Below are 19,923 nucleotides of genomic sequence, written 5' to 3'. Positions count from 1 at the left end.
CTCCTAGAATTCCAGAACATCACGTTCTGTGATTTTGTTCAGTAAACCGGACAGGGCGAAGGAGAAGATAAAGGTGATGACACCGATTGCCATACCATAGGAATAATTTCCTCCGAATGCCTTGTTATACATATAGTTCAGCGGTACTTCACTTCCAAGATCTCCATTCGTATTGATCTGAATGAACATAAAGCTTAGATTGATCGTGGAAATAACGAAGAAGGTCAGTGTTGTTCGGATGTTGTTCCAGATCAGTGGAAGCGTAATCATGAAGAACTGTTTTACCTTTCCTGCCCCTTCCAGAGCAGCCGCCTCATACAGGTTTTCCGGAATGGACGACATACTGGCCATATACATAACCATATAGTAGCCGATTGCCTGCCATACCAGTGCAAAGATAATGGAATATAATATGATACCGGAATCTCCCATCCATTGCTTCTGCAGCATACCCAGACCGATCATTTCAAGAAAACTGTTCAGCAATCCGTTATCCGGTGCATAAATTGCCGAGAAGATACCGGCGATAACAACAATACTTAAAATATTAGGAATGTAGAAGATGACACGGAAGAAGTTTTTCCCTTTGAATTCTTCTCTTGTCAGCAAGGTCGCAAACAGAACAGCGAGTACAACGGTAAACAGCGTCACCATTACAATGATCAGAATCATGTTCTGCATGGATTCAATAAAACGCGAATCGGTAAATAAAATTTTAAAGTTGTTCAATCCTACAAACGGGGCATCGCCGACGATTCCCGTTTTCCCGTACAGAGAGTAACGGAATACGTTGAAGGTAGGAATCACCATAAAGAGAATCACAAGAATAACCGCCGGTGCCAGACAGGCAAAGACAAATCTTCTCTGTGCTTTCTTTTTATTCATTACTTAACCCTCCTTTTCTAAAAAGCAGTGAGCGATTCGCTCACTGCTAGTTCAATAAATCATGCTCACAAATTTATTTTACTGGATGCTCACTAATCGTTTTCCAAGTTTTCACTAATTCACTGTTCCACTTTTCAGCAGTAGTCTTACCAGTATTGATATCATCAGCTGTGAAACATAATACCTTCTTCATGTCTACATCAGGGATAGCCGCAGAGTCAAATGGTGCAAATGCGCCGATAACTGCAGTAACATTCTCGTCATTGTATACATTGTACAGCTCTTTGTTAACGCCTGTCAGCTTATCAGTAATACCGTTAACAGGTACAACACAGTTGTATTTCAGCATGATGTTTGCGCCTTCCTCAGAATAGATAAATTTCAGGAATGCTTTTGCGTCGTCTTTGTTCTTAGCTTCGGAAGGGATCCAGCACTGCTCTGTAAAGGTCGTGATGGCTTTCTTTCCGTCTTTTGTCAGTGCAGGCACTGCGCTTACACCCCATTTGAAATCCTTCGGAGTTGTAGCTTCCATTTCACCAACTACCCAGCTTCCGTTTGGCATGAACAGCGCCTTACCGTCGATAACAGCCTGCTGGTTCTTTGTGAATCCGTCTTTTACGTTAGCATTTGCAACCGTATTCGGTTCCATGTAATCTTTTACAAGACGTCCGATGGTATCGGTAACTGTCTTACCTTCTTTTGTTTTCCAAGCCTCAGAATCGTAGTTCAGCAGCTTGCTCAGCAGATCCTGTCCGCCGGCTTCCTGAATAACGGAAAGGATTGTGTTATCCAGATATCCTGCTGTTGCATACGTGAACAGAGAAACCTTGCCTTCTTCTTTCAGCTGGTCACCAAGCTTGAACATATCATCCCAGGTCTGAGGAATTTCATATTTCTTTCCTTCGCCAACCAGGTTTGCATTGTAATATAAACCACCAGGTGTATACATGATTGGTGCCAGATAGTTTTTGCCGTCACCATAGAACTGAGATACCGGGTTGTTTACGAAATCCGGATTGATGTTTTTCTTAACATTTTCATCTGCGAATACATCAGAGATGTCTTCCACCTTCTTGCTGTTCAGCTGAGTTTCTGTAAACTGGCTCTGCTGTCCCAGGTTGTAATAAACGATATCGGAATATTCCCCTTTGCTGTTTTCCTTGTTCAGAACTGCTGGTAAGTCCTTCTCAAAACGAAGCTCAATCTTGACATCTTTATTTTTTGCTTCGAATGCCTTCGCCATTTCCTTCCAAACTTCTTCACCGTTTCCTCCAGAGAACGCATCAAATTTAACGATACGTTTTTCGCCGTCACTGCCAGAAGATGCATCATCCTTCTTGCTGCTGCAGCCTGTAACAACGCTTGCGGCCATTAACCCTACACAAGCAAGTGCTACCATTTTTTTCATAATGAATTTCCTCCTTCATCTGGATATGTTTTCCATACCTAAATATTACTGAATGTAAGCGTTTTATGCAATGCATATATTGTTCTGTTTTTTATAGAAATTGCTTTTCAAACAATAAAATGCAAGAAACTGTAAATCTTTTCAGAAATCACATTTTTTACATTTCTTTACATTCAAAGACAACCATCATTATATAAGATAAATCGAAGAAAATAAATAGTATTCATACAGTTATTCTTCGATACAAACAAAAATACAAGAAATTTTAACAAGAAATACCAATTTACAAGAACTACATATAAATTAAATTCCTTTTTATTGACGCTGTATATGAAGTCAGTACTTATAAAATAGCTGTACATGATGAAAGAGCAGGCTGGCAACAATCAGAAATCAGGTGACAAATTGTTTGTCAGAAAACATACAGTCAGCAGGTTGCACAGAAGCATAGCCGCCTTTTCGCACGACATTCCACACCCTCCGGTTTCCATTTTTTCCATTTTTTATTTTTGTGTCAAAAGCGTGCTATAAAATCGTACTATACTATAGATAGAGAGGAGGGATTTTCATGAAGTACGCCAGCTATCTCTATTCTCTTCTATATCCGTATCTGATGCTGTTATCTCAATATCCTATTCATACCGCCTATAAGAACATGATGCAAACATATGATTTCACCGAGTACTATCTCGTCTTCTGCAGTATTTTTCTTCTGACTGGTATCTCCGTATTCCTCCTGTATCACTGTTATCAAGCGATACAGCCCCGTATACGCTATGGAATCGAGCTTGTAAACCTCATTCTTCTCGGCTCGTACGTTTACAGCTTTTTCAGCGGAAATCAGCTTCTCCCGGTATTCTCCATCCTTCTGGTCAGTGACTTTGCTCGGGGATTGACCATGGTGTACGCCGGCTTTACTCTCTGTGATATTATCAAAGGCGCCATTTCAAAAATTCATCCTGTTTCATAGTATTATCATACGGTATCCGCAGAGGATACCTTTTTCAACCTGCAGGTTTCTTGTCCAGTTTTTTCATATAATTGCCACAAAGAACGTTACACATTTCCTTTTTCCACTCTTTCCTATATAATGAACGTTAGAAGGTGAAATTATGAAACAGAATGTGAACGTACTATTGATTGTCTGTGATCAGTTTCGGGGGGATGCTTTATCCTTTGCGAACCATCCGGATGTTAAAACCCCTTATCTGGATTCCCTGGCTGCGGCTGGTGTCTTTTTCTCCCATGCTTATTCAGCCACGCCAAGCTGTATCCCCGCACGGGCCGCCCTGATGACGGGAAGAAGTCAAAAGCGGCATGGACGCGTCGGTTATCTTGACGAGGTGGAGTGGCGTTATCAGCATTATATGGCTGAGGAATTTTCAAACAGCGGCTATCAGACGCAGTGCATAGGCAAGATGCATGTACATCCTCCAAGACTGACCTGCGGCTTTCAGAATCTGCAGCTCCACGACGGTTATCTGGGCTGTTATCGCAGCCTGGATATTCCGCACTGGATGCATCAGGATGTCAGTGATGATTATTTGCAGGATCTGCGCAATGTGCTGGGAGAAGATGCAGACATCAATACCAGCGGAGCGGAATGCAATTCCTGGGTAACGCATCCCTGGATTTATGAAGAGCGCCTGCATCCGACCAACTGGGTTGCAGATAAAAGTATTCGCTTTTTAAAAACACGGGATCGCACCCGGCCGTTTTTCCTCATGTCCTCCTTTGTTCGTCCGCATCAGCCCTTAGATCCTCCTAAAGCATATTTTGATATGTATAAGGATAAAGAGCTTCGCTCACCGGCTAGCGGTGACTGGGATCCGCAAAACGGAGCAGGTGCGGCTGGCAGAATTTCAGACTCCATATACGGCTGCTGTGATGCTGCTATGCGAAAGGATGCCATGGCCGGCTACTATGCGGCAATCACCCATGTTGACCATCAGCTGGGCCGCATCCTGACAACGCTGAAGGAAGACGGCGTCTATGACGATACCATCATCCTGTTTACCAGTGATCACGGAGAGATGCTGTTTGACCATAATTTATGGCGCAAGGTCTTTCCATATGAAGGAAGCACCCATATTCCGTTCCTTGTGCATATCGGTAAGCATATAGCGGATATCGTACCACATACTGTCAATGGCATTACGGAGCTGCGCGATGTCATGCCGACGCTGCTGGATCTGTGCGGGCTGCAAATCCCCCATACGGTGGATGGATGCTCTTTGAAGGATTGTATCCTGCAGGAAGCTGAATCTGTGCGAAGCTATCTGCACGGAGAACACAGCTTTCACGATAAGCTCTCCAATCACTATATCGTTACTCAACAGGATAAATTTATATGGTACAGTGAAACAGGCGAGGAACAGTATTTTGACCTGAGCCGGGATCCGCAGGAAACACACAACGCCATCCTGGATGAGGAGTATCAGTCACGTATAAGCGAGCTTCGTGGCATCCTCATTCAAACACTAGAGAATCGAGAGGAAGGGTTTAGCGACGGCACCAGACTGATCTGCCGCAAGGCACAGGACATCCTACAGAATGTGCATGATTACTAACCGCAGGAAACTGCGGTTTTTTTATGCCCTGGGCAACCTGCTGTTGATACATACAGCGGTATGATGGATAACGTGCTGCATATCTGTTTACCTTGAAGACCTCACCCTCATGATAAAGTCCAAGAGCCAATGCAGCCACAATAAAAAAACAGGCGGCATGCATATGAATGGAAAGCACAGGCAGCCTCCTGTACAAAGCATGAGTAGACAAGAGTCGGGTATTCCATTGTACGGATAACATCCAAGAAGGTCTGCGCCGATATGGGTTCCTTCTTACTTTAGGTGTTGGAAAAGGGAGAATTCAACTTCTATTGATAATTACAATAGTGTTACATTCTCCCTTTTTTAAATTTACCCTCAGTTGAGTAAGAACTTCGATATCATCACAGACATTTTCCAGCTTTCCTACGCATGGAAACTGAAGCACATGGTATCCGAGCGTTTCTACCGTCCTTTTTTCACCGGATTTTTCGGCTTGTAAATACGGAAGATAACTCCCTCTGCCATATTCTCTCCGACAACCTCATAGCCATTGGCACTGACAACCTTTGCCACAATCGACAGACCCAGACCGAATTTTCCGCCCTTTCCCATCTCATACGGCTTAAACAGCACCTTCAGGCGATCCTCATCCATACAAGGTCCGTCATTGGAAATGGTCAGACCCTCTTCCTCACTCAGATGGATATCAATCGTTGTTTTCGCATACCGCAATGCATTTTCAATAATATTCTCCACGACTACGCGCCACGGCTCTGCCAGTCCGTCAAAGTAAACCTCCTCCAGATTTGTCAGGATCTGAATATCCGAGCGGATGAATCTGGTGTTCTGCACAACCGTTTCCACGATTTCCTCCATATTGGAGCCGATTCCCTCACAATCCTGAGAAATCAGATATTCCACGCGGTTCATGAACAGCAGGGAATGTACCTTCTGTTCCAGCCGGTCGGCATTTTCAATAATAACATCGACGCTTTTCTCCAGTGTATCATACGGATAAATACCGTCCTTGATGCTTTCACCGTAGCTTTTGATCGTCGCAATCGGTGTTTTCAGGTCATGGGAAATATTGTGAATCATTTCTTCCTTCGTCTTTTCCTGCTTGCGCAGCTCTTCCCGCATGCTTACAAGTGCATCCGCCAGCTCGCCGATCTCATCCCGCCGGTTTACACGCAGGTCCGCATCCTTGCCAAGCTTGACACGTTCGATATAGTTTCGTATCTGATTCAGGGGGTGAATCAGCGTCAGTACCCACATCATCATAATGATGAAGAAGAAGCCGACAACTATCACCGTGATATAGACAACGCTGTTAATCAGTGAGTTCTCCAGCTTGCCCATATTGTCGCTGTACATCTTGCTAACAAGCAGCTGGTCATCTGCCACCTTGTAAATGCTGTAGTAGGAATCCCGATCTCCGCTGACCTTCTTCACGATTCCGTGATGAATCTTATCGCCTGCCGTATAACGGGCATTGATACTCAGAATGTCCTGTGCAATGGCTTTCCATTCGGAGCTGTTCAAATCCATATCCGAGGTGTTTTTACCTGCCAGCGTAACATGCGTGGCACCATCCAGCGTCTTATCCACCCGCACCATAAAGATATCGATACCGGCTGCGGAGTTGATCAGCTGGCGCTGTTCATCATTGGTACTATCACTCATAGCCCAGCTTTGCAGCGTCGAATCCAGAGTACCATACATCTGTTCACGTATCACAGTGGTCACATTGCCGTTGATGTAGACAAAGAAGAAGACCGCAAAAAATGTGACAAAGAAAAAGATTAGGGCAAACAGCTGCTGTGTCAGTGACAGCCGCTTGACAAATTCATTAAAACGCTTCATTATCCTAAACGGTATCCGTAACCGTAAATGGTATGAATGTTCAGATTCGGAAGCTTCTTACGCAGTCTTCGCAGCGTATCATCCACAACACGGTCACTTCCGAAATAATTTTCCTCCCATACACTGGTCAGAATCTTATCCCGGTTGAACGCCATTCCCTTGTTTTTGATAAACAGCATCAGCAGATCAAATTCCTTGGTTGTCAGATCGATTTCCACACCGTGATCAAACACCTTGCGCTGTTCCTCATCCAGCTCATAGCCGTCCACCATGATCCGGTTGTTGTCATCCTTATAGACGCGCTTGATGACATTGTTTACGCGCAACACCAGCTCCTTTGGGGAAAAGGGCTTCGTGATATAGTCATCGCTTCCTTTTTCCAAACCGATGATACGGTCAAATTCCTTATCTCTGGCAGACATGAAAATAACAGGGATATCCCTCCCCTGAAGGCGGATTTCCTCAATCAGATCAAAACCGCTCTTGTCATCCAGCATGATATCCAGAATCCATAAATGCACATCATCATCCATTACATGCGCACTTGCTTCTTCATATGTATAATAAGAACGTACTTCATAGCCTTCCTTTTTTAAATACTGATTCACCAGGTCGTTGATGGCCTTTTCATCCTCGACAACGCAGATTACTTTCTTCATTAACATCACCTCATACCCCTATTTTAGACTAAATTATGTGAAAAAAAAAGCTATTTTTCAAAGTAGCTGCTTTTCACATGGATTTCTCACATTTGCCGCTGTGTTTCCACTCAATTTCCGACATTTCTCGACATTTCCCGGGAAACGTAAAAAGACTCCCCCAAAGGGAAGAGCCTTTCACACAATATGTTATAGTCCTTTTTCTTTAATGAAATCCACAATACGGTTTACATATTCCGCACACAGTGCATCGGTTTTGGCTTCCACCATAACGCGCACCAGCGGTTCTGTCCCACTAGGACGAACAAGGATTCTTCCCTCGTCACCAAGCTCCTGTGCTACTGCATCCACTGCCGCAAGCAGCTCCTTATCCTCCAGAGCGGCATGCTTGTCATGTACCGGCGTATTGATCAGCAGCTGCGGATAGATAAACAGATCTGCACACAGCTCCTTCAGGGATTTCTTTGTATCCACCATAATTTCCAGCAGCTTCATCGCAGTCAGAAGACCGTCTCCGGTATTCGCATGAGCATGAAAGATGATATGTCCGCTCTGCTCACCGCCGATGGAATAGTCATGCTCCTTCATACATTCAAACACATATTTGTCACCGACAGCCGTCTGCTCATATTTCAGACCCTTGGCCTTCAGTGCGTGATACAGACCAAGGTTGCTCATCACCGTGGTCACAACAACATCATCGTGCAGAATTCCCTTATCGTACATATAGCATCCGCAGATATACATCGTGTGGTCGCCATCAATCAGGTTTCCGTCCTCATCAACAGCAATCAGACGATCCGCATCTCCGTCAAAGGCAAAGCCGACATGGTAATTGCCTTCCTTCATCATACTCTGCAGCTCCTCGGGATGTGTGGAACCGCATTTGGTATTGATATTGATACCGTTTGGCGCAGAATGAATCACCTCAACGGTTGCCCCCAGCTCGCTTAAGGTTTCCGCTGCACAGCTTGTTGCACTTCCGTTGGCAAGGTCCAGCAGAATGTTCATGCCGGAAAGATCCATCGGAACAATTTCCTTCAGCCAGGATTCGTACAGCTCCAGACCTTCCTCCCATTCGATCACACTTCCGATTTTCTCATTGTGTGCAACTTCGATTGACACTTCGTTGTCGATATATTTCTCAACCTCCAGCTCAATCTCCGGATTCATTTTACAGCCGTCTCCATTAAACAGCTTAATACCGTTGTCATGGAATGGATTATGACTGGCGGAAACCATGATTCCACAGTCGAAATGCTCCTTCTGAATCAGATAGGAAACCGCAGGAGTCGGGCAGACTCCCAGCAGATATACACTTGCTCCGCAGGATGTGGCACCAGCTGCCAGACCCATTTCAAACATATCGCTCGAAAGCCGTGTATCCTTTCCAATCAGAATTTTCGCATGACGGTTTTTTCCATAGTACCATCCCAGGTACTGTCCGATTTTTACCGCCATATCCAGTGTCAGCGTATCATTGGCGCGTCCTCTGGCACCATCTGTTCCAAAATATTTTCCCATATGTGTTACTCATCCTTTCCTATTCGTCGGCTACACTGCCTGTCGCAGTCACCTTAACACTACCATTCTTCAATACGTAGGTTGCCAGCTTGTTCTTGCCCTCTACGATCAAAGGCTGTTCATACGTACCTGCCTTCTCAATCTTTGAAAGATCGACATACACCTGCAGCTCCTCTTTCTTGATTTTGCTGATGATATCCTTCGCTCCCTTGACCGTTACATCTACACTGGAGGAGCTTCCCTGCGCAACCGTGAAATTCAGTCCGTCAATGCTGTTTTTAAAGGCAATCGGCACATCCCTGATGACCCGCTCCTTCGTATCCGTCAGCTTGATGGAGATGTTGGCAATATTGCTGGAAATCTTCGTTACACCGTTCGGCATAATGATTGGCATGGAAATCTCACGATCGCTCGTCAGTGTAGAGGCCGGTATGGTAATCGGTATCTCGTTAATGTTATCGAGCACAGACTGCTTCGCATAGATAGTCACATGATCCTTATCCAGCTTATAGGATTCTATTGATTTATCATTTGGAATCACACCGGTTGGATTCAGTGTGATCGGTACGTCTTTGCTTGGTTTGGTTACCTTGACACTGGCTTTCAGTGTATCCGGTATAATGTCCACCTTCATAAGGTTTCCATCTGCATCATATGCAACGATGTTTGCTTTGGTTTCAAAATCTGTTTTCACATCCTTATCCACCTTGATCAGTGCTTTTACAAATGCAATTTTATCCAGGGTATCGCTATCGGAGCGAACCAGAACCTCACCCTGCTGCAGCTGCGGTTCCCCCAGGTCATATATGGAATCCATCTGCTGGCGGTTGACGAAGTCATAGCCGACGGTAAAACGCCGTATGGATTTCTTCTTTATCGTAACAACGACGGTGGAAGGCTCCAGCACAACCTCCACACGCGCAGGCATCGCCTCCGTTGTCAGCTTCACCTCATGCGTGCCCTCGGTCAGATCGGTCATATTCGCTATCACCTTGAAATTCTTCTGCTGTTTAACGCTCTTGATATCCGTCAGATCTCCGATGATGCGCACCTTGACCGTCTCCGGCAGACCGCTTACCTCATAGGCCTGATTTGATAAGACCTGAGATACCGGAAATTCGCCCAGATCCTCAGCACTCTTCACATTCTCGAGAAAGTTCGCCCCTTGGGAATTAAAGGTCACGTAAAACAAAATAGCTAGTATCAGCGCAACGACCTTGCCGTGCTTCTGATTAAACAGCAGCTTATCCAGCCATCCGCTGATCCAGCGAAAGAACTTGCCGACCTTGATTTCCACATTTGCATAGGTTCTGGCAAACGTCTGACTCTTTTCGGCAATCGCCTTGGCCAATTCGGTCTTGCCTTCCGAGCTTAATTGTGTTTTCTTTTTTTTCTTTGCCATTAGGAATCTCTCCTTTCTGTAGCTTTCTCAGGAGTTTCTTCATCCTCATCCGCTTTCTCATAATGCAGAACGATTGCCTCAGGTTCAATAACATCATTAAACAGATCACTTGCCATATTCGTCATAATGGTTTTCCCTGTTTGCTCTTTCGGCGGCTCCTTCTTCACTTCTGCTTTTTTCTTACGGCGTGTTTTTTTCACAGGCTTCGTTTCCTCTGCCGCTTTTTGTGATTCCTCTTTTACAGCGGCAGCCGGCTTTTTCCTTACTGCCGTTTTCCGCTTCTTCGGCTTTGGTTCATCCGCTTCCGCAGCCGATTCTTCCTTCTTCTCCGAGTCGGTTACGATATTTTCAAACAGGGCGTCCAGCTTCTCATCCTGTTTCTGTGTGAGGTCCTCGATATGCAGTCGATCCACTTCCTGTTCAACGACAACAACATCCTTTTCCTTCTTATCCTGTTCTTCGCTCTTTTTCTTTTTTGTATAACGCTTGTCTGCCGCTTCCTTCTTTGTCCGCTTGTTTTTTCCCTTAAAGTAATGCGCAAATACGCCCGGCTTCTTACCGTCGTAAGGCGGCGGTGTGCTGACCTGCTCGGCAGGCTCCTCCTGATTGTCATGCACGGCAGTGCTTTGCTGCTTACAGACAACATTCATTAAGAATTCCCGCAGACTCGCTTCGGAAATCACGGTCAGCTTACCACCCTCCGCTATGGAAATATTACCTGTTTCCTCACTCACGACAATGGTGATGGAATCGGTGATTTCGCTGATTCCCACCGCAGCGCGATGTCTTGCTCCGTAGCTTGTCGGAAGCTCTCTGGTCGTTGGTGGAAAATAGGCAGCCGCACAGGCGATTTTCACACCCTGAATGATCACGGCACCATCATGCAGCGGCGTTCCGTATTGAAAAATGGAACAGAGCAGCTCGCTGGATACAACGGAATTCATCGGTGTCCCGGTTTTGATATAGTCACTGAGAGAATGTCCCTGTTCGATGGATATCAGGGCACCGGTCTTAGTCTTCGACATTTCCGCACAGGCCTTGACCAGCTCATCCACCAGATTTTCACGTTCATTGATCGTCAGCGTGGAAATACGGGAAAATACATTGGTTTTACCGATTTTCTCCAGAATACTACGAATTTCCGGCTGGAAGATAATGATGACCGCAACCACACCCCAATTCATGATGGAATCCGCAAGATTTGCGACGGTGTGAAGTCCCAGAAAGCTTGCAGCGGAACGTATAATAATTATGAGCAGTACCCCCTTGAATATCTGGATGGTACGCGAATTGTTTTTCACGATTTTCAGGCAGTAATAGACAAGTGCCCAGACACAGGCAATGTCCAGCAGCTGCTGAATCAATTCCCGTAAATTGTTCAAAGTGAAATAATTGAGCATAAAAACACTCCTCTCGTATTTTATATTATAGCACAAAGTACTTCGTCTACCTATAGTTTTCTGATGTTGGTTAAGCCTTTCAGAAGCATTTTCCGTTCTGAAAAGCCCGTTTTTTATTGATATAAAAGAAGCTGGAAAAAAAACAGAAAAATCCGTTACGGAATGCATACTTCCTCGACGCAACCTGACACCATCATACAGCCGCCTTATATTCCTGACTGTAAGAAAGACACAGGGCGCTCTCTATCGCATACCGTATCAGATACAGGATGTATCCTATACCATGCAGGAAAAACTGCTTTAAAATCGTCAAGGAGGACTGCATCCCTCATGAAACTGGTACAGTGCTCTGTAACATCATAATCTAAGGTGTAGCACACCTTCAGAAAGACACAGTTTACAATCCCTAAGCGCAACGCCGAAAAACCTGCAGCTACCTTCTGCCTCACCCGGCGGATTGCTGCATCGGACACCCCCAAAACTTATGATCCTCTGTGAAGCCCTCCGCTGCAAAACACGGTACCGCTGATTATCGGGCGCCATTTATTATGATCCTTAAGCTTTGCGTATCCACCAGAAAGCGTACCCTTTTTTCTTTGGATACATACTCCTGCTGTCATACATATTGACATGCAGCAATTCACGCATGACTTGAGGTTGTGCAGCGCTACGCTTCCTCCTGCATCCCCCGATATAAACGAAACTGCTTTTCTAATAGAAAATGATAGGCAATCCAGGATAGAATACAGCTAATCGCCAGAAGCGCAAGCAGCCACAGTGGTATGGAAAGCATCCCTGTGGAAACATGAAAGCAGGAACTGAGTAGGTAGAGAACAAATTTGAAACCCACAGCTAAAACGCCATATGCGATCAAATATGTGTACCATGCGCCCAGAATACGGTGAAAGCTGCGCCGGTTATGCCATTGTACTAGCACAGTGCTTCCTAGAATGAGCATGATATAAAACATGATGGTCTTCCAGGACACAAACAGCATACCGTTTTCCACATATTCGCTCTCATCAATCCCCATTCCGATAACATCAAGCAGCGCCCACAATACCATAAGGGAGGACAGCAGCCTCCACCAGCGCAGCAGCTTTTCCAGCCGTGTCTCCTGTACCGCATTCGCACAGACGGCATCACAAAATTTCTGATAATCGCCAAATGCTTCCTCTACCTTGAGTCCGCGCGTTTGACTTTCCAGTGCCATAGCCAGAATATCGTCTCGAATATCCCTTGCGACCAGCAGGGAAATGTCCTTACTGCTCAGATAGCGCAGCATATCCTGATATACGATCATGTATTCATGGTTGAGATTTGCTTTGTCGTTATATTCATTACCGGTCATCGTTCCCACCTCCTTCAAACAGCTTGTCGATCGTTTTTGCCAGCTTGCTCCATTCCGTATAAAAATCCCGAAGATACACGCGGCCTTCTGTTGTGATCTGATAATATTTGCGCCTGGGTCCCAGTGGAGAATCCCTTTTTTCCGCACGGATATAGTGCAGCTTTTCCAGCCGCAGCAAAATCGGATACAACGTTCCTTCTGTGACATCAATCCAGCCGGCTTCCTTCATATTCATGAGGATTTCATAGCCATAGGTCATATGCTGTTCAATGATTTTCAGGATACAGCCCTCCAGACTCCCTCGCATGAGCTGTGTTTTATCGTACATGGACTCACCTCTACTTTGCGACACAAGGTACTTTCTTCATCTATATTGTACCACAAGGTAGTCGAGAGTCAACAGGAATCTACCAGACAAAGACAGCTCTTCCATATATATTTTCTATTACGTCAAAGCTCATGTTAAAGCATTTTCACATAGGAACAAATACGAGATACCCGGAAAAGGTATCAGACAAGAGATATGCAAGGAGCTTCCCCTGCTGTATATTTACGCTGTAAAGGCTAATCGGTTGTTATGCAGGCACGAAAAAAGAGCATACGTTATGCCCTTTCTAAACAGCCACATTGAAACTCCTTTTTACACATGGTTTAAAAAGGATCTGTCACACAGCCTTTCCTTTATGAAACGATGACCTTATTTCCTAATAAAGCAAAACACACCTGTACGATTTCACTGTTTACAGCTTCATCAGAAATGCAATGCATTCCTCAATACTGATAAACACATGCTCTGCCGGCTCCACGATTGCACTTCTTGCATGCATCATGGCACAGCCGTGAAATTCCTCAATCATGGGAATATCATTAAAGGAGTCACCGATGGCATAGATGGCATCATGCTCCAGACCAAGATGCTGTTCGATGAAATACAGTCCCTCTGCCTTGGAAACACCCTCCGGCACGATATCCACACAGTTCACATTCACATAGGCAACAGCGTAGCCCTTAAAGTTCGTATTGATGTAATGACTGATCTCCTCCGCAAGCATGGTGTCGTTCAGGGAAACAACCAGCTGGGATATCTTCCCGCGGTCCAATACCTCCTCCTCATGCTCGTTTGTATCCGGCATATTGCCGTATTTATGATCAATCTGATTCTCATCCACGGAAAATTTAAACCGGTGAAAGCCGTCATTGATAACATACGATACACAATCCAGGGTTTTGATATATGCGATGATATCCAGCGCCTTGTTGAAATCCATATACAGCACCTGCAGACGTTGAAAATCACGGTCATAGATCACACCACCGTTATTTGCCACAATGAAATCAAATTCTATCTTATTTTTTTGAATCTCCGTCTGTATGGACTCCATACTTCTTCCCGTAACCAGACCGAACATGTTTCCCGCTGCACGAAATTCATGTATCGCATGGACATCATTTATATCAACCAGCTCCTCTGTTCGAAGAGTACCATCATAATCACTAGCCAGAATTTTCATACGCATATCCTCCATACATTCATTTTACCAAGTTTCAATAAAAAAACAATGTTTATGTATAAGATTCATAAGCTTTTCCCATACTACTATCAGGAGGTGTTAGAAATGGCACAGAAGAAATACCGCCCAGGAATGAACTGCGAAAAAACCGGCAAATACACATGCTATGACAAAGATGGCAATGAAATGTACGGTGACGTAGACGTTGAAAAGGGCAGACGTTTTCCTCCTTCACAGGAAGAAGGATGCTACTACGAAGAACAGTAGTATCTGTTCGGCTCTGTAGAACTTATACAATGGTATAAGAAAAAAAATTCCCATTCTCTTTATGAGATTGTGGGAATTTTTTTATGTCTTCTTCTGCTCCGCATGAAGGGCTGCTTCTGCAACGGACTGTTTTGCGGACGTATCCTTTTTCGGCACATCCACCAGACGGTAGACTGCCCGTCCGTTTCTGACACCCAGCTGCAGCACCTTAATGATTTCCTGCTCGCCCTCTTTCAGCTTCACCAGGCAATATTTATCCTTTAACAGCTTTTCCGCCATGGGCAGGGTTACCTCTTTTTCAATCGATTGAAAAAAACGGTCCTCCTTCCACAAAGCGAATTTACAGCCGTTGCGATAATTCACACAGCCAAAGCCCTTGCTGTTTTCAACAATTTTATTCCCACAGACAGGACAGATACCGACCGCCTTGCGATCATCGTCGATTTCCACCTCACCGGATACACGAAGATGGGAGTAATCCTTTTTCAAATGCGGCACAAAGGCTTCCAGCACACTGTCCACCAGGGTTTTCACATCGGCATTGCCTTCCTTGATATCCTCCTGAATCACCCACCATTTTGCGGTCAGATCCGGCTTTTTGATTTCCTCCGGCAGCAGGTGGTAAAAGTCCTTTCCCAGCTGAGTAGAGATAATGTTTTTCCCCTTCATTTCCACATACCGGCGTTTGATCAGCGTCTCCACGATCTGTGAGCGGGTCGCACTTGTTCCGATCGAACCGTTCTCTCCCTTTTTATCCTTATCCTTCTTCTTCAGAATATCCTTGATTTCCTTATCCTGTACATATTTGGCAATACTGGTCATATCCCGGATCAGACTGGCTTGGGTATAGCGCTTCGGCGGATTGGTTTCCTTTTCCTGTAGTTCACTGCTTACCAGCTGTATCGGATAGGTGCCCTTCGGCAAATCGAAGCGGCTGTCATCCTCTTCCTCCTCCTGGCTGTCCTCCTTCTCCGGCGTAAAATATTTCTTATAGCCCTCATCCAGCACATAGGTACTGGTCGCTCGCAAATCCCCATATTCCGTTTTGATTATCGCACTCAGCTGCCGTTTACGAATCGGCGGCAGAAACTGCATGATGTAGTACCGGCAAATTTCCTCATACACCCTTCGCTCATCCGGAAGCAGCTGCGCGATATTGAAATCCGACATGGTTGGAATAATGGCATGATGTGCCGTCACATATTTGTCGTTAAAGCATTCGGAATGCAGCTTGTAATCCACCGGATACTGCTCATTCAGCTTGCTCATGACATGCGGCAGCACCTTGTCAGCCTCCTGAAAATGCTCTTCCTTTAAATACTGAGAGTCACTTCGATTATAGGTAATGGCCTGATAGCGGTCACGTAATGTCTGGGTAATCTGGTCCGTTTTGCTCAGATCAAAGCCGTATCTGGCATTCATATGTGCCTGCAGCTTTGCAAGGTTAAAGGGCAGCGGCGGCTTCACATCCATGAATTTCTCATCGATTTTCACCTTCTGATCCGGCTTGTCCATGATATCGCGTTCCATATCCTCCATGATATTGCGATGCAGAATATGCTTTCCATCATCCAGTAGATCACTTTTCGGTTTCAGCTGAAAGCGGATGGACGTGTCGGGCTCTGCGATATGTCCACCGGTATGCAGCTCATAATATTTCTGCTTCACATGATGATCAATGGCCTCATCACGCATGACGATCAATCCCAGCGTTGGACTCTGCACACGTCCCACGCTCATGCCTTTTCTTCGCAAAAGCAGGGAAAACAGGCGGGAATAATTGATTCCCACTACATAATCCGCAACTGCACGGGCATAGGCGCTTCTACCCACAGCACGCAGTTTTTCATCATTATCGATCAGATCATGAAAGGCCTTTTTGATATTTGCCGGCGTATTGTCATTGATATATACCCGTTTGACCGGCTTTTCATTTTGTGCGTAATCCAGAATTTCGTCAATCAGAAACTGTCCCTCATCATCCGGGTCACCTGCATGGATGATCTGGTCACACTCCTGCATCAGTGCCATAATCTGTTCCACACGGTCCTTTTTATTTCCATCAGGAACCAGCTTCCAGTTTTCAAAGCAGATCGGAAGATCCTCTTTTTTCCATTTTTTATATTTCCCATCATACTCATCCGGCTCACACAGGCGCAGAAGGTGTCCGTATGCCCAGGTGATAATGACATTCTGCTTACGTATGACGCCGCGGACTTCCTTACCGCTGCCGTCAATCGCAGCCGCAATCGCTCTACCCAGCTCCGGCTTTTCCGCAATGATCAAAGAACGCATCGAATTCCTCCTTTGCACGATCCTAAACAAATACATAGAATTATATCAGAATTCTCTGAAAATTTCTAATATTTTTCAAATCAGCGTGACTGGCAATGAGACGATAACCTTTATATAAAAGATAATCTGTATATATAATAAGAAAAGCAAGCTCATCTGCAATTCGTATGGAAAAACAGCTGCTATCAGCAGGATATCTCCTGTAATCAGCGAACGTTATCTCCAGTATGCTACAGATAATATCTAACTCCCTGTATATTTTGACAGTCTATGAAAGCTTACAGTGTTGTCTGTACTGACATCTCCTGTAACGCAAATCATATTTTTTCTGTTTATACCTTTTAAAAAGAAACTAAAAAAGGCACCTTGTGAAGTGAATCCCTTTCCTTTGACTGTCCAAGCTTTGGGGTTCATTTCATTGAGGTGCTTTTCGTTACATTATGCCTTTGCAGTAATCAAACGCGCATTGATAATGCCTTCCCGGCTGCGCAGTCGTTCCATCAGTTCTTCACTGACTTCATCATTGGTATCAAGGATCATATATGCATAATCCTTTTTCCCCTTATTTGCCATATTTTCGATATTCACACCGACATTGGCAAGTGCCGTGGTAATGGCACCGACCACATTCGGCACATTCTTATTGATAATGCAGATTCTGTATTTGCATTCCTGTGCAAGCTGCATATCCGGAAGATTCACAGAATGGGTAATATTTCCCGTTTCCAGATACTCCATGATTTCATTGGCAGCCATAACCGCACAGTTTTCTTCACTTTCCGGAGTGGAGGCCCCAAGGTGAGGAACTCCGATCACCTGCTCATACTGCAACAGCTCCTTTGTCGGGAAATCCGTTACATAGGCTGCAATCTTTCCTTCATCCATCGCCTTCATCATCGCCTCATCATCGATCAGACCGCCGCGTGCAAAATTCAGCACACGCACATCGCTCTTCATTGCCGCAATCGCTTCCGCATCAATGATATTTGCGGTTTTATCACTGAATGGAACGTGTACGGTTATATAATCGCATTCCTCAAAAATCTGCTTCAGATTCTGTACATGGTGCACTCTTGCCTTTAAGGTCCAGGCGGCTTTTACAGAGATGAACGGATCATATCCGAAAACCTCCATATCCATAGCGGCTGCGGCATTGGCAACCAGTACGCCAATCGCACCAAGTCCGATAACGCCCAGCTTTTTACCTGCAATTTCCGGACCGACAAAATTGCTTTTTCCTTTTTCCACAGCCTTGGAAATATCGTCACCCTCCAGAGTCTTGACCCATTCGATGCCCTTTGTAATCTTACGGGAGGACATCAGCAGTCCTGCCATTACCAGCTCCTTCACGGCATTGGCATTGGCCCCCGGCGTATTGAAAACGACAATTCCCTGTTCACTGCAGCGATCCAGCGGTATGTTGTTTACCCCTGCTCCGGCTCTGGCTATACATTTCAGATCGGTGGGAAATTCCACATCGTGCAGCTTCGCACTACGCACCATAATAGCATCGTACGTGTCAAAATCCTCAGAAAATTCATATGCACTCGGATCAAACTGATTGATCCCGGCATCCGCAATTTTATTAAACAGCTTTATTTTCATAGTTATCTCCCTTATTTATGTTCCTCTTCAAATTTTTTCATAAATGCAATCAGTGTCTGCACACCCTCCAGCGGCATGGCATTGTAGATAGATGCACGCATTCCGCCAACTGCACGGTGCCCCTTCAGATTGCTCATACCGGCTGCGGCACTTTCCTTGGCAAACAACGCATCCAGCTCTGCATTCGGTGCACGGAAGGTTACATTCATCAAAGAGCGATCCTCCCTGCGTACGGTGGTTGTATAGAAAGCACTGTTATCCAGATAGTCATACAGCAGCTTCGCCTTTTCTTCATTTCGCTTCTGCATGACCTCGAGTCCGCCCATTTGTTCAATCCATTCCAGCACCAGCCCCAAAATATAAATTGCATAGGTCGGCGGTGTGTTGTACATGGAATCCTTGTCGGCAAGGGGAGCATAGTCCATCATCACCGGTGTGAAATCCTTTGCATGTCCGATCAAATCTTCACGAACGATTGCGACTGTCAGACCGGCACACCCCATATTTTTCTGTGCTCCGGCAAAAATGATGCCGAATTTGGATACATCCACCGGCTTGGACAGGATGTCACTGGACATATCGGCAACAATCGGCACACCGTTCGTTTCCGGAACATATTTCCATTCGGTACCGTAAATCGTATTGTTCGCACACAGATATACATAATCTGCATCCTTATTCAGCTGCAGCTCCTGCAGAGCGGGTATATAGGAATAATCCGCATCCTTGCTGGAGCCTGCAAGAACGATTTCCCCGTATTTTTTTGCTTCCGCATACGCCTTATTTGCAAAATATCCGGTCACGATATAATCTGCCGTACCCTTCTGCAGCAGATTCAGGGGAACCATGGAAAACTGAGAGGTTGCTCCTCCCTGCAGGAACAAAACCTTATAGTTATCCGGTATATTCATGATGGAACGCATTCGTTCCTGTGTTTTTGTAATTATCGCATCATAGGCTTTGGATCGATGACTCATTTCCATAACCGACATGCCACTTTCCTCGTAATTCAGCATCTGCGATTGCGCTTTTTTCAACACCTCCAGTGGCAGCATGGATGGACCAGCTGAAAAATTGTAAATTCTGTTTTCGGCCATAATCAGGCACCTTCCTTTCCTCTTATACTTCATCCAACAGCATGTTTTTCTGTTAGTAAGCACTATTATAGCACAAATGAAATAAAATGAAAGTTAAAATGAAA

The 19,923-nt window shown here is 45.1% G+C and carries 16 protein-coding genes; 3 read left to right on the top strand and 13 right to left on the bottom strand.

From position 1 onward, the window contains the following. Window positions 1-3: 3 nt before the first annotated feature. Window positions 4-885 (bottom strand): carbohydrate ABC transporter permease, encoded by an 882-nt coding sequence (locus tag ACESPQ_RS07450; RefSeq protein WP_002609468.1) that lies wholly within the window; start codon window positions 883-885, stop codon window positions 4-6. Window positions 886-958: 73 nt separating this feature from the next. Then, window positions 959-2,293 (bottom strand): carbohydrate ABC transporter substrate-binding protein, encoded by a 1,335-nt coding sequence (locus ACESPQ_RS07445; protein WP_044906992.1) that lies wholly within the window; start codon window positions 2,291-2,293, stop codon window positions 959-961. A gap of 568 nt (window positions 2,294-2,861) precedes the next feature. On the opposite strand from ACESPQ_RS07445, the gene ACESPQ_RS07440 reads away from it, so the two are divergent. Together ACESPQ_RS07440 and ACESPQ_RS07435 are read left to right on the top strand one after the other, a co-directional pair. After that, window positions 2,862-3,263, top strand: a complete 402-nt coding sequence (locus ACESPQ_RS07440) for a hypothetical protein (RefSeq protein WP_118002111.1) — start codon at window positions 2,862-2,864, stop codon at window positions 3,261-3,263. A 142-nt stretch (window positions 3,264-3,405) separates the two neighbouring features. After that, window positions 3,406-4,863, top strand: coding sequence for an arylsulfatase (locus tag ACESPQ_RS07435; protein ID WP_002609462.1), 1,458 nt, complete (start codon window positions 3,406-3,408; stop codon window positions 4,861-4,863). Window positions 4,864-5,307: 444 nt separating this feature from the next. On the opposite strand, the gene ACESPQ_RS07430 is transcribed toward ACESPQ_RS07435, so the two are convergent. From ACESPQ_RS07430 to ACESPQ_RS07395, 8 genes are all read right to left on the bottom strand, one after another. After that, window positions 5,308-6,708 (bottom strand): HAMP domain-containing sensor histidine kinase, encoded by a 1,401-nt coding sequence (locus ACESPQ_RS07430; protein WP_002609460.1) that lies wholly within the window; start codon window positions 6,706-6,708, stop codon window positions 5,308-5,310. Beyond that, a complete protein-coding gene (locus tag ACESPQ_RS07425; RefSeq protein ID WP_002609458.1) occupies window positions 6,708-7,367 on the bottom strand; it encodes a response regulator transcription factor in 660 nt (219 codons plus the stop codon). Before ACESPQ_RS07425 ends, ACESPQ_RS07430 begins: the two co-directional genes overlap by 1 nt. 189 nt (window positions 7,368-7,556) lie before the next feature. Next, a complete protein-coding gene (gene glmM / locus ACESPQ_RS07420) occupies window positions 7,557-8,891 on the bottom strand; it encodes a phosphoglucosamine mutase (protein ID WP_002609445.1) in 1,335 nt (444 codons plus the stop codon). A 19-nt stretch (window positions 8,892-8,910) separates the two neighbouring features. Beyond that, a complete protein-coding gene (locus ACESPQ_RS07415) occupies window positions 8,911-10,293 on the bottom strand; it encodes a YbbR-like domain-containing protein (RefSeq protein ID WP_002609444.1) in 1,383 nt (460 codons plus the stop codon). After that, on the bottom strand, window positions 10,293-11,693 hold the full coding sequence (gene cdaA / locus ACESPQ_RS07410; protein WP_002609443.1) for a diadenylate cyclase CdaA: 1,401 nt from the start codon (window positions 11,691-11,693) through the stop codon (window positions 10,293-10,295). Before cdaA ends, ACESPQ_RS07415 begins: the two co-directional genes overlap by 1 nt. A 667-nt stretch (window positions 11,694-12,360) precedes the next feature. After that, the gene (locus tag ACESPQ_RS07405) at window positions 12,361-13,044 is read right to left on the bottom strand and encodes a hypothetical protein (protein ID WP_257328263.1); all 684 of its coding nucleotides are present in this window, start codon (window positions 13,042-13,044) and stop codon (window positions 12,361-12,363) included. Then, on the bottom strand, window positions 13,034-13,372 hold the full coding sequence (locus ACESPQ_RS07400) for a PadR family transcriptional regulator (protein WP_002609440.1): 339 nt from the start codon (window positions 13,370-13,372) through the stop codon (window positions 13,034-13,036). The genes ACESPQ_RS07405 and ACESPQ_RS07400 overlap by 11 nt, the downstream gene beginning before the upstream one ends. A gap of 412 nt (window positions 13,373-13,784) precedes the next feature. Then, the gene (locus tag ACESPQ_RS07395; RefSeq protein ID WP_002609439.1) at window positions 13,785-14,555 is read right to left on the bottom strand and encodes an HAD-IIB family hydrolase; all 771 of its coding nucleotides are present in this window, start codon (window positions 14,553-14,555) and stop codon (window positions 13,785-13,787) included. A 105-nt stretch (window positions 14,556-14,660) separates the two neighbouring features. On the opposite strand from ACESPQ_RS07395, the gene ACESPQ_RS07390 reads away from it, so the two are divergent. After that, window positions 14,661-14,822, top strand: coding sequence for a hypothetical protein (locus tag ACESPQ_RS07390; protein WP_008816879.1), 162 nt, complete (start codon window positions 14,661-14,663; stop codon window positions 14,820-14,822). An 81-nt stretch (window positions 14,823-14,903) separates the two neighbouring features. Here the strand turns inward: ACESPQ_RS07390 and ACESPQ_RS07385 are convergent, their stop codons facing one another. The 3 genes from ACESPQ_RS07385 to serC all read right to left on the bottom strand — a co-directional run bounded on the left by ACESPQ_RS07385 (window position 14,904) and on the right by serC (window position 19,819). Further along, complete coding sequence (locus ACESPQ_RS07385) at window positions 14,904-17,117, bottom strand: DNA topoisomerase (RefSeq protein ID WP_109770834.1); 2,214 nt, start codon at window positions 17,115-17,117, stop codon at window positions 14,904-14,906. A 438-nt stretch (window positions 17,118-17,555) separates the two neighbouring features. Beyond that, window positions 17,556-18,722, bottom strand: coding sequence for a phosphoglycerate dehydrogenase (locus ACESPQ_RS07380; RefSeq protein ID WP_002609435.1), 1,167 nt, complete (start codon window positions 18,720-18,722; stop codon window positions 17,556-17,558). Window positions 18,723-18,733: 11 nt separating this feature from the next. After that, window positions 18,734-19,819, bottom strand: coding sequence for a 3-phosphoserine/phosphohydroxythreonine transaminase (serC, locus tag ACESPQ_RS07375; RefSeq protein ID WP_257334159.1), 1,086 nt, complete (start codon window positions 19,817-19,819; stop codon window positions 18,734-18,736). Window positions 19,820-19,923: the final 104 nt, after the last annotated feature.

The sequence above is a fragment of the Clostridium sp. HGF2 genome, assembly GCF_964240115.1.
Classification (GTDB): Bacteria; Bacillota_I; Bacilli_A; order Erysipelotrichales; family Erysipelotrichaceae; genus Clostridium_AQ; species Clostridium_AQ innocuum.
The sequence above is the reverse complement of the archived record's forward strand: the minus strand, read 5'-3'. Positions and strand labels throughout refer to the sequence as shown.